General features: G+C 71.8%; 19 protein-coding genes. 11 read left to right on the top strand and 8 right to left on the bottom strand.

The genetic code is table 11. The features are described from left to right. The first annotated feature begins 149 nt into the window (after positions 1-149). From OG974_RS27045 to OG974_RS27035, 3 genes are all read left to right on the top strand, one after another. The gene (locus tag OG974_RS27045; RefSeq protein WP_327285281.1) at positions 150-806 is read left to right on the top strand and encodes a TetR/AcrR family transcriptional regulator; all 657 of its coding nucleotides are present in this window, start codon (positions 150-152) and stop codon (positions 804-806) included. Positions 807-964: 158 nt separating this feature from the next. Continuing rightward, entirely contained in the window at positions 965-1,192 is a 228-nt protein-coding gene (locus tag OG974_RS27040) for a DUF3107 domain-containing protein (protein ID WP_030153467.1), read from the top strand. A 118-nt stretch (positions 1,193-1,310) separates the two neighbouring features. Further along, on the top strand, positions 1,311-1,613 hold the full coding sequence (locus OG974_RS27035) for a hypothetical protein (RefSeq protein ID WP_371644708.1): 303 nt from the start codon (positions 1,311-1,313) through the stop codon (positions 1,611-1,613). Between the two features lie 120 nt (positions 1,614-1,733). On the opposite strand, the gene OG974_RS27030 is transcribed toward OG974_RS27035, so the two are convergent. Further along, positions 1,734-2,492, bottom strand: coding sequence for a ferritin-like fold-containing protein (locus OG974_RS27030; RefSeq protein ID WP_327285280.1), 759 nt, complete (start codon positions 2,490-2,492; stop codon positions 1,734-1,736). A 491-nt stretch (positions 2,493-2,983) separates the two neighbouring features. On the opposite strand from OG974_RS27030, the gene OG974_RS27025 reads away from it, so the two are divergent. The 3 genes from OG974_RS27025 (at position 2,984) to OG974_RS27015 (ending at position 6,280) form a co-directional block, all read left to right on the top strand. Further along, positions 2,984-5,071 (top strand): DEAD/DEAH box helicase, encoded by a 2,088-nt coding sequence (locus OG974_RS27025; protein ID WP_329314467.1) that lies wholly within the window; start codon positions 2,984-2,986, stop codon positions 5,069-5,071. Positions 5,072-5,173: 102 nt separating this feature from the next. Beyond that, positions 5,174-6,031 (top strand): alpha/beta hydrolase, encoded by an 858-nt coding sequence (locus OG974_RS27020; RefSeq protein ID WP_327285278.1) that lies wholly within the window; start codon positions 5,174-5,176, stop codon positions 6,029-6,031. A 96-nt stretch (positions 6,032-6,127) separates the two neighbouring features. Next, positions 6,128-6,280 (top strand): hypothetical protein, encoded by a 153-nt coding sequence (locus OG974_RS27015; RefSeq protein ID WP_327285277.1) that lies wholly within the window; start codon positions 6,128-6,130, stop codon positions 6,278-6,280. Between the two features lie 70 nt (positions 6,281-6,350). On the opposite strand, the gene OG974_RS27010 is transcribed toward OG974_RS27015, so the two are convergent. From OG974_RS27010 to OG974_RS26995, 4 genes are all read right to left on the bottom strand, one after another. Continuing rightward, positions 6,351-6,956, bottom strand: a complete 606-nt coding sequence (locus OG974_RS27010; RefSeq protein WP_327285276.1) for a MarC family protein — start codon at positions 6,954-6,956, stop codon at positions 6,351-6,353. Between the two features lie 61 nt (positions 6,957-7,017). Continuing rightward, positions 7,018-7,884: a PHP domain-containing protein gene (locus tag OG974_RS27005; RefSeq protein ID WP_327285275.1), complete on the bottom strand. Its 867-nt coding sequence runs from the start codon at positions 7,882-7,884 to the stop codon at positions 7,018-7,020. 106 nt (positions 7,885-7,990) lie between these two features. Then, positions 7,991-8,632, bottom strand: coding sequence for a DUF6758 family protein (locus OG974_RS27000; protein WP_327285274.1), 642 nt, complete (start codon positions 8,630-8,632; stop codon positions 7,991-7,993). 61 nt (positions 8,633-8,693) lie between these two features. Beyond that, positions 8,694-9,278: a suppressor of fused domain protein gene (locus OG974_RS26995; RefSeq protein ID WP_327285273.1), complete on the bottom strand. Its 585-nt coding sequence runs from the start codon at positions 9,276-9,278 to the stop codon at positions 8,694-8,696. A 413-nt stretch (positions 9,279-9,691) separates the two neighbouring features. On the opposite strand from OG974_RS26995, the gene OG974_RS26990 reads away from it, so the two are divergent. Then, positions 9,692-10,807 (top strand): magnesium and cobalt transport protein CorA, encoded by a 1,116-nt coding sequence (locus OG974_RS26990; RefSeq protein ID WP_327285272.1) that lies wholly within the window; start codon positions 9,692-9,694, stop codon positions 10,805-10,807. 32 nt (positions 10,808-10,839) lie between these two features. Then, positions 10,840-11,367, top strand: a complete 528-nt coding sequence (locus OG974_RS26985; RefSeq protein WP_327285271.1) for a hypothetical protein — start codon at positions 10,840-10,842, stop codon at positions 11,365-11,367. Here OG974_RS26985 and OG974_RS26980 read toward each other — a convergent pair. Beyond that, entirely contained in the window at positions 11,357-12,151 is a 795-nt protein-coding gene (locus tag OG974_RS26980) for a hypothetical protein (RefSeq protein WP_327285270.1), read from the bottom strand. The genes OG974_RS26985 and OG974_RS26980 overlap by 11 nt on opposite strands. A gap of 239 nt (positions 12,152-12,390) precedes the next feature. On the opposite strand from OG974_RS26980, the gene OG974_RS26975 reads away from it, so the two are divergent. From OG974_RS26975 to OG974_RS26965, 3 genes are read left to right on the top strand one after another with little or no spacing between them, the layout of a single operon-like run. Then, positions 12,391-13,662 carry a magnesium transporter MgtE N-terminal domain-containing protein gene (locus OG974_RS26975; protein ID WP_327285269.1) on the top strand — a complete coding sequence of 424 codons (1,272 nt, stop codon included), beginning with the start codon at positions 12,391-12,393 and terminating at the stop codon, positions 13,660-13,662. 55 nt (positions 13,663-13,717) lie between these two features. Continuing rightward, complete coding sequence (locus OG974_RS26970; RefSeq protein ID WP_371646921.1) at positions 13,718-14,356, top strand: DUF1003 domain-containing protein; 639 nt, start codon at positions 13,718-13,720, stop codon at positions 14,354-14,356. A gap of 42 nt (positions 14,357-14,398) precedes the next feature. Further along, entirely contained in the window at positions 14,399-15,559 is a 1,161-nt protein-coding gene (locus OG974_RS26965; protein WP_327285267.1) for an Mrp/NBP35 family ATP-binding protein, read from the top strand. A 101-nt stretch (positions 15,560-15,660) separates the two neighbouring features. On the opposite strand, the gene OG974_RS26960 is transcribed toward OG974_RS26965, so the two are convergent. Together OG974_RS26960 and OG974_RS26955 are read right to left on the bottom strand one after the other, a co-directional pair. Further along, entirely contained in the window at positions 15,661-16,401 is a 741-nt protein-coding gene (locus OG974_RS26960; RefSeq protein WP_327285266.1) for a hypothetical protein, read from the bottom strand. 135 nt (positions 16,402-16,536) lie between these two features. Beyond that, the gene (locus OG974_RS26955) at positions 16,537-16,992 is read right to left on the bottom strand and encodes a sec-independent translocase (protein ID WP_327285265.1); all 456 of its coding nucleotides are present in this window, start codon (positions 16,990-16,992) and stop codon (positions 16,537-16,539) included. Between the last annotated feature and the right edge of the window lie 49 nt (positions 16,993-17,041).

Below are 17,041 nucleotides of genomic sequence, written 5' to 3'. Positions count from 1 at the left end.
GTACCCCTGCCGAGCGCCGCTGACCAGCGCCTCCGGGCGGTCCGTACAGCGAGAAAACTCGGCTTCGACCCTACAGATTCGGTTACCGAAAAGTACGATGGCGGCGCGGCGCAGAGCGCACTGTGTTCTTAGAGAAAGTGGGAGGCGGCGTGACAGCCATCGAGCAGACGGAGGCAGCGCGTCCCCGGGGCACGCGACTGCCGCGCCGAGCCCGACGCAACCAGCTCCTGGGTGCGGCCCAGGAGGTTTTCGTTGCGCAGGGGTACCACGCGGCGGCGATGGACGACATCGCCGAGCGTGCCGGCGTCAGCAAGCCCGTCCTTTACCAGCACTTCCCGGGCAAGCTCGACCTCTACCTGGCGCTCCTGGACCAGCACTGCGAGGCCCTTCTGCTCGCCGTGCGGACGGCCCTGGCGTCGACGACCGACAACAAGTTGCGCGTGGCCGCGACCATGGACGCCTACTTCGCGTACGTGGAGGACGAGGGCGGCGCGTTCCGGCTGGTCTTCGAGTCCGACCTGACCAACGAGCCCGCGGTGCGCGAGCGCGTCGACCGCGTCTCGCTCCAGTGCGCCGAGGCCATCTCCGACGTCATCGCCGAGGACACCGGCCTGTCCAAGGACGAGTCGATGCTGCTCGCCGTGGGCCTGGGCGGGGTCTCGCAGGTCGTGGCCCGGTACTGGCTCTCCAGCGAGAGCCCGGTCGCCCGTGACACGGCGGTGGGCCTGCTGACCTCGCTGGCCTGGCGCGGCATCGCCGGCTTCCCGCTGCACGGCACCGAGGGCGGGCCGGCGGCTCAGGCCTGACCCCGACAGAGGAGGCCGACGGGGCCGGCGGGGCCTGACCGGCCGCTGTTCGCTGCGAGCGTGGCCTGAGCGCCGCATCCGCGTCCCCTCTCCGGGCTAATGTGGACCGGGTACGGCGCGGCTGATCGCGCACAACCGACCATCGGAGGGACAAAGCCGTGGAGGTCAAGATCGGCGTGCAGCACGCACCCCGGGAGATCGTGCTGGAGAGCGACTTGAGCGCCGAGGAGCTGGAGCGCATCGTCACCGCTGCGCTGACCGGTTCGGAGCCGCTGCTGAGCCTCACCGACAACAAGGGCCGCAAGGTCCTGGTGCCGGCAGACCGCCTGTCGTACGTCGACCTGGGCGAGCCGAGCGTGCGCAAGGTCGGTTTCGGCGCGCTCTGACGCACCCGAGAACTGAGTGGAACGGCCCGGTGGTTGATCCCACCGGGCCGTTTCCCTTTCTTCCGCTTCGGGTAGGACCGCAGTGAACCGGTTTGCCCCTGACCCGCGGGAGGCCCACATGCTGCTGATGGAAGCGCTCGGCTCCGCCCTCCTGGGCCTCGCCCTTGCCGGAGTGGCCTTGCGAGTGCTGCCCCGGCGGCTGCCGTCCCCCAGGATGGTGCTGGTCAGCGGGGTGCTGGGAGCCCTGTTCGGGGCGTACCTGACGCAGTTCGCGCTCGGCCCGGGGCACAACACGCTGACCGCGACGCTGGTCGGCTCGGTCCTGGTGTCCGCGGTGGTGCTGTCGCTGTTGCTGCGCCCCGCCTCGGGGCCCCGGCGGCCCTCCCACCGGACTCCGTTTTCACTTCCGTCGCAGGGCTGACCGGTCTTCCGACTCGTCTGACTCCTCCGACTCCTCCGACTGACGACGTACGCCGGCCCCGGCGCGGAATTCCGCGCCGGGGCCGGCGTACGAGCGGGGTGGGCCGAGCAGGTAGGACGGTCAGGCGGCGAGGCCCAGTGCGGCCATCCGCTTGGTGTGCGCCTTGGTGATCCGCGTGAACATCTCGCCGACGGCCGCCAGGTCGAAGCCTGCGGCCATCCCGTCCACGCCGCCGACCAGCATGGTGGAGAGGGCGTCGCGCTCGGCGACGACGCGCTGTGCCTGCGAGAGCGCCTCGCCCATCAGCCGGCGGGCCCACAGCGCGAGCCGGCCGCCGCAGCGCGGGTCGGCCTCGATGGCGGCGCGCACCTTCTCGACGGCGAAGCCGCCGTGGCCGGTGTCGTCCAGCACGCTCACGACGAGCGCGCGGGTGTCGCTGTCCAGGTGGGTGGCGACCTCGCGGTAGAAGTCGCTGGCGATCGAGTCGCCGACGTAGGCCTTGACCAGGCCCTCCAGCCAGTCCGAGGGCGCGGTCTGGCGGTGGAAGTCGTCGACGCCCTTGGCGAAGGGCTCCATGGCGGCGGTGGGATCGGCGTCGATGGCCGCCAGCCGGTCGCGCAGCCGCTCGAAGTGGTGGAACTCCGCGGAGGCCATCTTCGCGAGCTCGGCCTTGTCGTCGAGGGTGGGCGCGAGCTTCGCGTCCTCCGCGAGGCGTTCGAAGGCCGCGAGCTCTCCGTACGCGAGCGCGCCCAGCAGGTCCACGACGGCGGCCCGGTACTGCGGCGAGGCGGAGGCGGCCGCCCAGTCCTGGGCAGCGATCCCGGTCGCTTCGGCGGCGGCGCTGTCGTCGGAGGGCGATGCGTTTTCAACGGTCGACATGCTCCGCACAATAGCCCGCCGGAAGGGCGCTCAAAGCATCGCATCAGGTCACTGCCGGTCTGCCTAAACGCGACTACCAGGTGAATTCACCCGACACACCTGCGCGATTCCGGGGTACAGTGGTAATGCGCCTGCCGGATACTCGGCGGGCCATCCGAATGAGGATGCCCGGTCGGTGGCCCGATCGGCTCCACCCGACCGCCCTCGGCGTGATGCGTACGTCCATGCGTACCGCCTCTCCACGAGGGGCCCCCTCAGCGGCACGAGCGCTTGAGCGAAGGCTAGTGGTCCCGCGCAGCTTCGTACGACCTGCCCGAATCTGGGCGGGCGCAGTACTGCAGCCAGGCACGGTACGACCCCCCTCGCCGCCTCGCGCCGCGTCTCACAGAAGAGGCAGCACCCTGACTACGTTCCGAGACCTCGGGATCTTTCCCGAGACGGCCGAAGCCCTTGAGGCCGTCGGCATTGTGTCCCCCTTCCCGATCCAAGAGATGACCCTCCCCGTCGCCCTTTCCGGCACGGACGTCATCGGCCAGGCGAAGACCGGAACCGGCAAGACGCTCGGTTTCGGCCTTCCGCTGCTGGAGCGGGTCGTCGTCCCCGCGGACGTCGAGGCCGGCCGGGCCACGCCCGCGCAGCTGACCGACTCCCCGCAGGCCCTCGTCGTCGTCCCGACGCGCGAGCTGTGCACCCAGGTCACCAACGACCTGCTGACCGCCGGCAAGGTCCGCAACGTCCGCGTCCTCGCCATATACGGCGGCCGCGCGTACGAGCCCCAGGTCGAGGCGCTCAAGAAGGGCGTCGACGTGATCGTCGGCACCCCGGGCCGCCTGCTCGACCTGGCCGGCCAGCGCAAGCTCGACCTGTCGCACGTCAAGGCCCTCGTCCTGGACGAGGCCGACGAGATGCTCGACCTGGGCTTCCTGCCCGACGTCGAGAAGATCATCAACTACCTCCCGGCCAAGCGTCAGACGATGCTGTTCTCGGCGACCATGCCGGGCGCCGTCATCGGCCTGGCCCGCCGGTACATGACGCAGCCGACGCACATCCGCGCCACCTCGCCCGAGGGCGAGGGCGTGACGGTCGCCAACATCAAGCAGCACGTCTTCCGTGCGCACAACATGGACAAGCCGGAGCTCGTCTCCCGCATCCTGCAGGCCGAGGGCCGCGGGCTGGCCATGATCTTCTGCCGTACCAAGCGCACGGCGGCCGACATCGCCGAGCAGCTGGAGAAGCGCGGCTTCGCGTCCGGTGCCGTCCACGGTGACCTGGGCCAGGGTGCGCGCGAGCAGGCGCTGCGCGCGTTCCGCAACGGCAAGGTCGACGTGCTGGTGTGCACCGACGTCGCCGCGCGCGGCATCGATGTCGAGGGCGTCACCCACGTCATCAACTACCAGACGCCGGAGGACGAGAAGACCTTCCTGCACCGCGTGGGCCGCACCGGCCGCGCGGGCAACAAGGGCACCGCCGTCACCCTGGTCGACTGGGACGACATCCCGCGCTGGCAGCTGATCAACAAGGCGCTGGAGCTGGACTTCCACGACCCGGTCGAGACGTACTCCACGTCGCCGCACCTGTTCGAGGAGCTGCACATCCCGGCGGGCACCAAGGGCATCCTGCCGCGCGCCGAGCGCGTGCGGGCCGGCCTGAAGGCCGAGGAGCTGGAGGACCTGGGCGAGACCGGCGGCCGCGGTGGCCGTGGCGGTCGCGGCCCGGCCGCGGCAGCCCCTGCCGAGGAGCGTCCCGCCCGTACGCGCACCCCGCGCCAGCGCCGCCGTACGCGCGGCGGTGCCGAGGTCGCCGAGGTCGCGGTGGACGGTGCCGCCGTCACTGCGGTGGCACAGGTTCCCGAGGACCCGGCCGCCGAAGAGCCGCGCAAGCCGCGTCGCCGCCGGACGCGTTCCGTGACGACGGCGGCCGCCGCGGCCGCCGTGGCCGCCGAGGCTCCGGTGGCCGTGGCCCCGGTCGCCGAGGCTCCGGTCGCGGTCGCGGTCGCCGAGGTCGTGGTCCCGGCCGTCGCCGTCGCGCCGGCCGCCGAGGCTCCGGCCGCGGAGGCCCCGGTCAAGGCCCGCCGGACCCGGACCCGCAAGGTCGCCGAGGCCACGGTCGTGGCCGAGCCGGTCGTGGCCGAGCCCACCGGGGCCGAGCCGGTCAAGGCCGACGCGGTCAAGGCCGAGCCGGTCCGGGCCCGCAGGGTCCCGACCCAGAAGCCCGTCCTCGCCCAGGTCACCCCGATCGCCGAGTCCCCCGCCGCGGAGGCCACGGTCGTGGCCCGCCGGTCCCGGACCCGCAAGGTCGTCGACGCGGCGCCGGAGCCGGACTTCCAGGTGGCCCCGCCGGTGGAGCCGGTCAGGGCCCGCCGGGCCCCCGCCCGGACCCGCAAGGTCGCGGAGGCCGCCCCGGTCGCCGAGGCCGCCGCGGCAACCGAGGAGGCTCCGGCGAAGCCGAAGCGCACCCGGACCCGCAAGGCCGCCGCTGCGGTCGTCGAGGCCCCGGCCGCGGCGGTCGCCGAGGAAGCTCCGGCCAAGCCGAAGCGCACCCGGACCCGCAAGGCCGCCGCGGAGACCACCGAGGCCTGATCCGCGTTCCGCCGTCCGGTGGCCCCGGTCCCCTTCCGAGGGGGCCGGGGCCACCTGCGTACCCCGACTGGACACGCCCCTACGGACCGGTAACCTCTGGCCATGAGCAAGCCGCCCCGCCTCACGCTGCCGTCCGGTGCCCGCGCGTACCTCCTGTCCACCGCCCGCGGCGACTTCGCCGTGCACGAGGCCGGCGAGCCGGTCCGCGGCACCGCCCTGCTGGTCCCCGGTTTCACGGGCAGCAAGGAGGACTTCATCGGGCTCCTGGAGCCGCTGGCAGCGGCGGGGTACCGGGTCGTCGCCGTCGACGGGCGCGGCCAGCACGAGAGTCCCGGCCCGCGCGAGGAGTCGGCGTACGCCCTCCAGGAGCTGGCCCTGGACGTCCTCGCCCAGACCGCCGCGCTGGACGGGGCGCCGGTCCACCTGGTCGGCCACTCGCTGGGCGGGCTGATCGCGCGGGCCGCGGTACTGCGCGACGCGGCGCCCTTCGCCTCCCTCACCCTGATGAGCAGCGGGCCCGCCGCCATCTCCGAGGAGCAGCAGGAGCGTACGAAGCTGCTGGTCGCGGCGCTGGAGGCGATGCGGGAGGACATGCCGGGGGTGTGGACGGCGATGCGGTCCTTCGACCCCGAGGACGCGGTGCCCGACTCCCCCGAGCTCGCGGAGTTCCTGCGCGGGCGGTGGCTGGCGACGGTGCCCGAGCAGTTGATCGCCACGGGCCGGATCCTGGTCTCCGAGCCGGACCGGGTGGACGGGCTGAGCGGTGTGGACCTGCCGAAGCTGGTGCTGTCGGGCGAGGTCGACTACGCGTGGCCGGTCCCGCTGATGGACGACATGACACATCGCCTGGGTGCTGAGCGGGTGGTGGTGGCGGGTGCCGAGCACTCGCCGAATGCGGAGGATCCGCAGGTCACGGCGGGTGCGCTGGCCGCGTTTTGGGACGCCCACCCGCACGGTTAGTTAGCCAGTGAAAAAATTTCCTTAGCGTAGGGAATGTTTGCCTCTTACACTTCGTTGGAACAGTGCAAGGAGAACACTGACGAAGGGAGAAGCCCCATGCGCTTCGAGATTCTGCGCCTGGACGACGTCGACGGATCCGCCGTGGACAGCACCGTCGTGGACGCGGCCTCCGTCAACCGGATCGTGCAGCACGCGGCCGCGATAGGCCAGCGCATACTGATCCGACCGGCCGAGAGCGCGTCCTCCTGACACTCCACACGCACGAGCGAAACGCCCCCGCACCGATCCGGTGCGGGGGCGTTCGTGTACGCGGCGGCGGTCAGGCGCCGTGCACGACCTGGAGCACGCCGTTGATGATCTGCTGGACGGCGATCGCGGAGAGCATCATGCCGGCGAGACGCGTCACGAGGACGACGCCGCCGTCCTTGATCACCCGGATGATCACCAGGGAGTAGCGCATCGTGATCCACAGCACCACGTGCATGGCGATGATCGCGGACCAGACCGAGAGCTGCCCGCTGACCCCGTCCGCCTTCTGCACGGCGAGGATGACGGACACGATCGCACCGGGGCCGGCCAGCAGTGGCATGCCCAGCGGGACGAGGGCGACGTTCACGTCCTTGGTCTGCTTGGGCTCGTCGTTCTTGCCGGTGAGCAGGTCGAGCGCGATGAGCAGGAGCAGCAGACCACCCGCGATCATCAGCGCGGGGACGGAGACGTGCAGGTAGTCCAGGATCTGCTGGCCGCAGATGCCGAAGATGGCGATGACGCCGAAGGCCACGCAGACGGCCTGCCAGGCCATGCGGCGCTGCACCTTGGCGGGGCGGCCGGAGGTCAGGGCGAGGAAGATCGGCGTGATCCCCGGGGGGTCCATAATCACGAAAAGCGTGAGAAATAGGGATCCGAAGACGGCGAAGTCAAACACAGTGATGCCTTGCAGGAGAGAGGGGTGTTACGAAGGAAGAAGAAAGGGCGGACGGGCGCGCTTACGCGCCGGTCGCTCCGCCGGCGCCCGGAACGGGGAAGGCCCCCGTCGCGCGGCGCGTGATCTCGCCGTAGATCTCGGGGTCCGTCGTGTACTCCCCGAGGCGACAGGTCTTGCGGCTGCCGTGGTAGTCGCTGGATCCGGTCGTGAGGAGCCCGAGCTCGCCCGCCAGGGCGCGCAGTCGCCCGCGCGTGTCGGCGTCGTGGTCCATGTGGTCCACTTCAATCCCGTCCAGTCCGGCGGACGCGAGCTCGGCTATCGCGGACTCGGGGACGCAGCGGCCGCGCTTGACCGCGGCGGGGTGCGCGAAGACGGTGACCCCGCCGGCCGCCTTGACCAGGCGGATCGCGTCGAAGGGGTCGAGCTCGTGCTTCTCGGCGTACGCGCGGCCGCCGTCGGCGAGCCAGTCCGGCGTGAACGCGTCGGACACGGTGGGGACGACGCCCAGCTCGACGAGGGCGGTGGCGATGTGGGGCCGCCCGACGGAGCCCTCGCCGGCGATCCGGGCCACCTGCTCCCAGGTGACGTCGACGCCGAGGTCCCGGAGCTTGCCGATCATGGCGTGGGCGCGGGGGGTGCGGTCGTCGCGGACCAGTTCCCGCTCGCGCGCGAGCTCGGGCTCCTCCGGGTCGAAGAGGTATGCGAGCAGGTGCATCCCGATGCCGTCGAGACGGCAGGACAGCTCCATGCCGGTGACGAGGGTGATCCCCTGCGGCAGTGCGGCAAGGGCTTCGGCGTATCCCCCGACGGTGTCGTGATCGGTCAGTGCGACCACGTCCAGCCCGGCGGCGGCCGCGCCCAGGACCAGCTCGGCGGGGGTGTCGGTCCCGTCGGAAGCCGTGGAGTGGGCGTGCAGGTCGATGCGCACGGCCGGTGCTCCAGGGGTCTCGCGGGTACGGGGGGACACCCCAGGATACCGCCCGCCCGCCGCGCGGGTGCCATGCCGCCGGCCGCCGGGCCCCCGCGAGGAGGCCCTACGGACCGAGGACGCGGGGGCTCAGGGCGCCGCACGGGAGGAGTTCGACCTCGGCTCCCGCGTCCCGCAGGTCCGTCAACACCAGTTCGTCGTACATCAGCAGGCCCGACTGCTCGGGCCAGACGACGGCCCACAACCACAGCCCGCACGCCTCGCCGGCGAACACGGCCCGGTCGTCCGGGGCCCCCTTCACGTGCCACAGCGGTGTCGGGCGGCCCGCCGCGACGACCTTGGCGTGCGGCGGGGTCGAGACGTCCATGTACGTACCGGGGTCGGGGCCGTCGATCCCGGCGTAGCGCGCGCCGAGGCCGACTCCCAACTCCTCGGCGACCAGCAGCAGCTCGCCGATCCCACCGAGCGGTCCGGGGCCCGAACAGGCCACCGCGGTCGCCCGGCCCCCGCTGCGGTCGTCACCGGCCGCCGCCACCCCGGTGAACAGCCAGCCCACCGGCAGCGGCCACGGCATCCACACCGGCACCTTCGCCCGGTTCACCACCACGCCCAGGCCCTCGACGCTGGGCGGGATGACGGGTTGCAGGGGGTGCACCGTGCCGTGCAGCGCACACTGCCACGAGTCGGAGAAGAGCCCGGGCGCCCTGACCCGGCCACCGCACTTCGGGCAACTTGGTTCGCCCCTCATAAAAGGCCACGCTCCTCCCCGCCCGGCGCCCCGTCAAGACACGATCACCCGTCCGGATGTGTCAGTCCAGCGCCACGGCGGTACGAAGAGGATCCCGCAGATCCGTACCGTGCGACAGCCAGCGTTCCTGGAGCGCCGCAGCGCCGTGCACCCGCTTCCAGGCGGCCTCGTTCGCCGTCATCGGCAAGAGCGGCAGGAAGTGCACCGGGTCCATCGGCGCGTCCAGTTCGAGGTCCTCCACCAGCCCGCCCGGCTCGGCGACGAGCACGGAGGTGAAGGGGGCCCCGTCCCACAGCGGCCCGCCCACGTCGAGCGAGGCGCCGGGAGTCACGACCAGCCCCTCCACCTGCGGCGAGGCGCCGAGCACCGCGAGCGGGCGCAGCAGTTTGTCGGTGGGCGCCAGGCCCGCGCGGACGGTCAGTACGAGCTCGGCGCGCGGCCCGCGCAGCGGGTCGGCGACCACGACGGTCGGGTCGGACATCGGAAGCGCGGACATGCCGAGGGTCGCGTACCGCACGAGGTCGCCCTCGGCGAAGCGGAGCACCTCGATGCGGTCGGTGCCGAGGAAGGTGACGGCGGCGCGGGCGTCGGGTTCGCCGAGCGCGCTGCGCAGCCGGGCTTCCACAAGAGCCAGAATTTCTGCCATGAAGCGAGCATAGAACTCGTATGAGGCGGGTAAAGGGCGGGTCTTGACCATCCGTCGGCTGATAATGTTGACCGCTGGTCGGGGCCACACTCAGCATGGGGGCACCTCCCAGCGGTAGCTGGGGGCGTTTCGGGGCGTCCGGCGACAGGACGTCCTCCACGGAGGACCGGCCGGAGGAGGTGGGGCTGCAATGGATCGAAGTCGATCGTGCAGTACAAACCGCTCTTCCACTCCCCGTACGGGCACGTTCCCGCCCGTTTGATCATCTGATCAGTCGAAGAGCGACGGCAGAACTTTGTCCTCCCGTCCTGTTCCTTCCGTCCGCCCGGGCCTGCCCGCCCGCCGCGGCCGTGCCATCCGGAAGGGACCTCCCACCCGTACGGTCCGCAGCCGTGCGTGCGAAGGAGCCTGCCATGTCGATGCTGCCCTACCTGCGTGCCGCCGTACGTCCGGCCCTTCGCAGGCCCACGCCCGTCCTGCCCGGCTACGACACCACCCGCGACCCGTCAGCGAGCAGTGCGGTCGTCGACTGCGCCGTGTACCGCGACGGCCGACGCGCCCTGGGGTCGGCCTGCCTGACGCCCCGTGAGGCGATGGCCCGGGTCCGCCAGGACGGCGGGTTCGCCTGGATCGGCCTGCACGAGCCGACCGAAGCCGAATTCGCGGGGATCGCCGCCACCTTCGGCCTGCACCCGCTCGCCGTGGAGGACGCGGTGCACGCGCACCAGCGGCCGAAGCTGGAGCGCTACGACGACACGCTCTTCACCGTCTTCAAGACGATCCACTACGTGGAGCACGCCGAACTGACCGCGACCAGCGAGGTGGTGGAGACCGGCGAGGTGATGTGCTTCACCGGCCCCGACTTCGTCATCACGGTCCGGCACGGCGGCCAGGGCTCGCTGCGGTCCCTGCGCCATCGTCTCCAGGACGACCCCGAGCTGCTCGCGAAGGGTCCCTCGGCCGTCCTGCACTCCATCGCCGACCACGTCGTCGACGGGTACATCGCGGTCGCGGCGGCCGTCCAGGACGACATCGACGAGGTGGAGAGCGCGGTCTTCGCCGCGCCCGCCAAGGGCAGTGCGCGCGGCGGCGACGCGGGCCGCATCTACCAGCTCAAGCGCGAGGTGCTGGAGTTCAAGCGGGCCGTCTCCCCGCTGCTGCGTCCGATGGAGCTGCTGAGCGAGCGCCCGATGCGACTGGTGGACCCGGACATCCAGAAGTACTTCCGGGACGTCGCCGACCACCTGGCTCGGGTGCACGAGCAGGTCATCGGCTTCGACGAACTGCTGAACTCGATCCTCCAGGCCAATCTCGCGCAGGCGACCGTCGCCCAGAACGAGGACATGCGCAAGATCACCTCTTGGGCTGCGATCATCGCCGTCCCGACGATGATCTGCGGGGTCTACGGGATGAACTTCGAGCACATGCCGGAGCTCCACTGGCGCTACGGCTACCCCATGGTGATGGCCGCGATCGCCGCGTCCTGCTTCACCATCCACCGGGCACTGCGCCGCCACGGCTGGCTCTAGCCGCCGCCCGGGCACCCCCTACTCTGTTGCGCATGACTCTCAGCACGCTCGACCTCGCCCTCGTCGAGGAGGCCACCAAGAAGTCCGGCCTGATCTGGGTCCGCGGCTCCGGGGCCGACCGGGCCCTGTGGCACGCCTGGGTGGACGGCGCGGCCCACGTGCTGGGCGACGGGCCCGGGGAGCAGCCGTTCCCGGGGCTCACGGACGGCGGGTCCGCCGAGGTGACCGTGCGCAGCAAGGACAAGGGCGGCCGGCTGGTCGCCTGGACCGCTACCGTGCAGGAGCTCGACCCCCTCGGCGAGCAGTGGCGGGCAGCCGTCGCCGAGCTGAAGGGGAAGCGGCTGAACGCGCCCGACTCGGAGGAGATGACCGAGCGGTGGGCGCGCGAGTGCCGGCTGCTGCGCCTCGAACCGGTGACGGCGAGCACGGACCTGCCCGGCGGATCGCTGGCCGCGGTCCCGCTGGGCTCGCCGGCGGTCACCCGCCGGCCCGTCCCGGCCGCCTTGCCGAAGCTCCTGTTCCGGCGGAAGAAGACGGCCCGCCAGGACGCTACTTCGTAGGGTCCGAGCCCTGCCCGGAGCCCTTGCTCGGGCTCGGGCCGGGGGCGGGCCCCCCGCTCTGGCCCTTGGTCGTCGGCATCTGGGACCCATAGTCGACGGTCTGGTCCTGCGCGGGCGCCTCCAGCGGGAAGGTCTTGCCCCATTCCGCGAGGTCGACCCGGCCGGCCCCGCCGGCCCGCTCCAGGCGCAGCGGGTAGGGGGTCCCTTCCAGGGAGACCGACAGCTTGCCGCCCTTGCCCTTGTCCGCGGTGACCGGGACCGCGCGGGTGGGCCCGATCTTGGTGTACTCGCCCTTGGTCAGCTTCCCGTCCAGCCCGAGCAGCCCGTCGAGCAGTACGTGCATGTCGGTGAATCCGCGGAACTGCTTGTAAGTGGGGTCGCTCTCGGGCACCTTCACGTACTTGTCGCCGAGCTTGCCGGCCGAGTCGGACTTCCCCCAGAAAGCGGCGCTCGCCTTGAGGTAGAGCTGCTCCCCCACCCGCAGCACCTGGAAGGTGTCCTCCTGCAGCTTCACCTCGCCGGAGCCGCCGTCCTTCCCGAGCCGCAGGTCGATCGCGAAGGACTTGCCGCCGCTGACGAGCGTGCCGGACAGGTGCACCGAGGCGGCGGCGCCGGCCGCGGCCTTCGCCTTGTCCTCGATCTGGTCGGCGGTGAGCTTGCCGACCCCGTTGGTGCCCTCGTCCGGGTCCGCCCCGCAACCCGTGCCGGTGACGGCCAGGCCAGCGAACAGGACACCGGCGAGGGCCGCCCGGCGCAGCCGAGCGGCGGGGAGGTAGGCGGTCACGGGCAGGTGCCTCTCGTCGTGCGTCTTCGAGCAGCAGGCAGCGTACCCGGCCGTAGCTCCGGCGCCGGGCGGGTGGTCGGCCCTCCCGGCCGGCCGCCCGGTAGCGCGCCCGGTAAGCCGCCCGGTCGCCCGTCGCCGCGCAACCCACGGGCGGACCGCCCCACCAGGACGCTCTCCAGCGGCACGGGCTAGCCTGAGGGGCGGTAGGACTGAGGATCGACGCACTAGGAGGCGCTCGCATGGCTGGTGGCGCCCCACGGATCTTCGTCTCGCATCTGTCGGGTGTGCCCGTCTTCGACCCCGCCGGCGACCAGGTCGGCCGCGTCCGCGACCTCGTCGCGATGCTGCGCGTCGGCGGCCGTCCGCCGCGGCTCCTGGGCCTGGTGGTCGAGGTGGTCAGCCGGCGCCGGATCTTCCTCCCGATGACCCGGGTGACGGGCGTGGAGTCCGGGCAGGTCATCACCACCGGTGTCGTCAACATGCGGCGCTTCGAGCAGCGGCCCACCGAGCGGCTGATCCTCGGCGAACTGCTGGACCGGCGGGTGAAGCTCGTCGCGGGCGGCGAGGAGGTCACCGTCCTGGACGTGGCCATCCAGCAACTGCCGGCCCGCCGCGACTGGGAGATCGACAAGATCTTCGTACGCAAGGGCAAGAGCGGCGCGCTGCGCCGGCGCGGCGAGACCCTGACCGTCGAGTGGTCGGCCGTGACCGGCTTTTCGCTGGAGGAGCACGGGCAGGGCGCCGAGAACCTGGTCGCCACCTTCGAGCAGATGCGCCCGGCCGACGTCGCGAACGTCCTGCACCACCTGACGCCGAAGCGGCGCGCCGAGGTGGCCAACGCCCTCGACGACGACCGGCTCGCGGACGTCATGGAGGAGCTGCCCGAGGACGAGCAGGTCGAGATCCTCGGCAAGCTGAAGGAGGAGCGGGCCGCCGACGTCCTGGAGGCGATGGACCCGGACGACGCGGCCGACCTGCTCTCGGAACTGCCGGAGGTCGACAAGGAGCGGCTGCTGACACTGATGCAGCCGGACGACGCGGCCGACGTGCGCCGCCTGCTGTCGTACGAGGAGAACACCGCGGGCGGTCTGATGACCACCGAACCGATCGTGCTGCGCCCGGACGCGACCGTCGCCGACGCACTGGCCCGCGTACGGCAGGCGGACCTGTCGCCGGCGCTGGCCGCGCAGGTGTACGTGTGCCGGCCGCCGGACGAGACGCCGACGGGCAAGTACCTGGGCACGGTGCACTTCCAGCGGCTGCTGCGGGACCCGCCGTTCACGCTGGTGAGCTCGATCGTGGACACGGACCTGCCGCCGCTGCGCCCGGACGCCACGCTGCCGGCGGTCACCAGCTACCTGGCCGCGTACAACATGGTCGCCGTACCGGTGGTCGACGAGAGCGGTTCGCTGCTGGGCGCGGTGACCGTGGACGACGTACTGGACCACCTGCTGCCGGACGACTGGCGGGAGACGGACTTCCATTCCGAGGAGATCGTGCATGGCCACTGAGCGGGGGCGCGGCGACCGCGACCGCGACGGGGCGCGCGAGCGGCGCCGGGAGCAGATCCGGGAGCGGCGCGAACAGGCACGGCTGCAGTCGCGCGAGCACGGGCTCACCGAGGCCGGTGACCGGGCGGAGCGCGCCGCGGAGCGCGCCGAGCGCACCAAGGCCGGGCATTCGACGGGGTCGAGCGCGCTGACGCGCTCGCGGGTCCGCCTCGACCAGCCGCGGGCGCCGCGCCGCTCGCTGCTGCCCGAGTACGACCCGGAGGCGTTCGGGCGGCTGTCGGAGCGGGTGGCGCGCTTCCTCGGCACGGGCCGGTTCATCGTCTGGATGACCCTGGTCATCATCGTGTGGGTGCTGTGGAACATCTTCGCGCCGGACCACCTGCGGTTCGACCAGTACCCGTTCATCTTCCTGACGCTGATGCTGTCGCTCCAGGCTTCGTACGCCGCTCCGCTGATCCTGCTCGCGCAGAACCGGCAGGACGACCGCGACCGGGTCAACCTGGAGCAGGACCGGAAGCAGAACGAGCGGTCCATCGCCGACACCGAGTACTTGACCCGGGAGATCGCGGCCCTGCGGATGGGGCTGGGCGAGGTGGCGACGCGCGACTGGATCAGGTCGGAGTTCCAGGACCTGATCAAGGAGATGGACGAGCGGCGTCTATTCCCGGCGGAGAGTGACGAAGGCGACCGCTAGCGGCCTTACCTGAGGCAGGCTACCGAGTCGTACCATCGGGGCATGGCTACCGACACAAGCTCCGCCGCCGTGCCCGAGCAGGATGCGATCCTCGACGCACTGGCGACGGTGAACGACCCCGAGATCCACCGGCCGATCACCGAGCTCGGCATGGTCAAATCGGTGGAGATCGGCGACGGCGGCGAAGTGGCCGTCACGGTCTACCTCACGGTGTCGGGCTGCCCCATGCGCGAGACGATCACCAAAACCGTCACCGAGGCCGTCGAACGGGTCGCGGGCGTCACCTCGGTCGCGGTCACGCTGGACGTGATGAGCGACGAACAGCGCAAGGACCTGGCGGCCACGCTGCGCGGCGGCACCGCCGAGCGCGAGGTCCCGTTCGCCAAGCCGGGCTCGCTGACCCGCGTGTACGCGGTCGCGTCCGGCAAGGGCGGCGTCGGCAAGTCGTCGGTGACCGTGAACCTGGCCGCGGCGATGGCCGCGGACGGCCTGAAGGTCGGGGTCGTCGACGCCGACATCTACGGCCACAGCGTGCCCCGCATGCTGGGTGTGGACGGCCGCCCGACCCAGGTCGAGAACATGATCATGCCGCCGTCGGCATACGGCGTGAAGGTCATCTCCATCGGCATGTTCACCCCGGGCAACGCGCCCGTGGTGTGGCGCGGCCCGATGCTCCACCGGGCCCTGCAGCAGTTCCTCGCGGACGTGTTCTGGGGCGACCTGGACGTGCTGCTGCTGGACCTGCCGCCGGGTACGGGCGACATCGCGATCTCCGTCGCCCAGCTCGTGCCGAACGCGGAGATCCTGGTCGTCACCACCCCGCAGCAGGCCGCGGCCGAGGTCGCGGAGCGGGCCGGCTCGATCGCCGTGCAGACGCACCAGAAGATCGTCGGCGTGGTCGAGAACATGTCGGGGCTGCCCTGCCCGCACTGCGACGAGATGGTCGACGTGTTCGGCTCGGGCGGTGGCCAGAAGGTCGCCGACGGCCTCACCAAGACGGTCGGCGCGACCGTCCCGGTGCTGGGCTCCATCCCGATCGACGTCCGGCTGCGCGAGGGCGGCGACGAGGGCAAGCCGGTCGTCCTGTCGGACCCGGACTCCCCGGCCGGTGCGGCGCTGCGCTCCATCGCGGGCAAGCTGGGCGGCCGCGCCCGCGGTCTGGCCGGCATGTCGCTGGGCATCACCCCGCGCAACAAGTTCTAGGACACGCTCTGAGGGCCGTTCCGCGGCCTGCAAACGCGAAGGGGCACCGCCGGCCGGCGGTGCCCCTTCGCGTACTGCCGCTCGTACGGCTGCCGGTGCGGCTACTCGTACGAGGCGATGTCACCGATCACCGAGAAGCCGAGCCCGTACGCGCTCATGCCCCGCCCGTACGCCCCGACGTGCACGCCGCCCCGCGTCGAACCGGCGAGCACCCAGCCGAACTCGGACTCGCGGTAGTGGAACTGCGTCGGCTCCCCGTCGACCGGGAGCGAGAGCGTCGACCAGTCCTCGCCGTCGAGGTCGTCGGCGAGCTCCCACGCGGCCTCGGTCTGCTGGTCGAGCCAGTCGTCGCGCAGGGTGTGGTCCATCTGGCCGGGCCAGCTGTAGGCCAGCAGCCCGGAACCGGCCAGCCAGGCCGCCGAAGAGACCGAGGTGGCCTCCAGGACGCCGGTGCCGTCGCTGCTGCGGCGCAGCGGGTTGCTCGCGACGGTGACGACCACCGCGAAGCGCTCCTTCTCGCCGGTGGCGAGCTCTCCGCGCGCGGACGGCTCGTCGCCGTGGCCGGTGGAACCGTGCTCGACGGTGCCGTCGGCTCCGGTGCCCACCTGCATGAGCCAGCGGGGGCCGGTGAAGGCCCCGTCCAGCCCGTACCAGGGGAAATCGGCCCGCAGGTACCCGTCGACCGTCCGGCGGGCCGCCGGGACGGGCGCGGCGGCCTCCTGGGGCTGTGCGGGTGCGGGCTGTGCGGGTGCGGCTTCCGCCGATGCGGCGGGCGTCGCCGGTGCGGCAGCGGGCGCCTCGGCGGGCTGCACCCCGACCCGGCTACTGCTCGTCGTCTCCATCTGAGGCCTCTCGTTCCGTGGTCCGGAACGGCCCTCCCCCACATCTTGTCGGGGGGACCCCCACCCTGGGGCGTCCTGGGTCCGGACTCATGGAGGATAGCCACCGGACCCCGAATCGCCCGGAAGGCTCGAAACTCAGGTGGCGTCGGCGTCGTACGGGGTGCGCTGTTCGGCGGCCGGGGCGGCGGGCTTCTTCAGCAGGTCCGGGCCGGTCGCGGAGGCCGCGGCGGCCGCGGTGGAGGCTCCGGCGGCGGCCGGGGCGGCGGCCGTCTCCCGGCTGTTCACGGCGTCGGTGACGTCGTTCAGCTCCTTGCGGAGGTCGAAGGTGCTGCGGATCTCCCGGAGGTCGTCGTTCTCGGTCAGCTGCTTGCGCAGGAACGTCTTCGGGTTCAGGTCCTCGAACTCGAAGTCCTTGAACTCGGGTCCGAGTTCGGACCGGATGTCCTGCTTCGCACTGTCGGAGAACGCGCGGATCTTGCGGATGAACCCGCTGACGTCCTGGATCACCTTGGGGAGCTTGTCCGGGCCGAAGATGAGGATGGCGAGCACCACGATCGTGACGAGTTCGAGTGCGCCTATGTCGTTGAACACGTTGCCGCTCCTCGGCTCTCTTCATTTCGGGCCACGACACACGGTACCC

This window comes from Streptomyces sp. NBC_00597 (assembly GCF_041431095.1).
Classification (GTDB): domain Bacteria; phylum Actinomycetota; class Actinomycetes; order Streptomycetales; family Streptomycetaceae; genus Streptomyces.
This window is presented reverse-complemented; position numbering and strand designations above follow the sequence as displayed.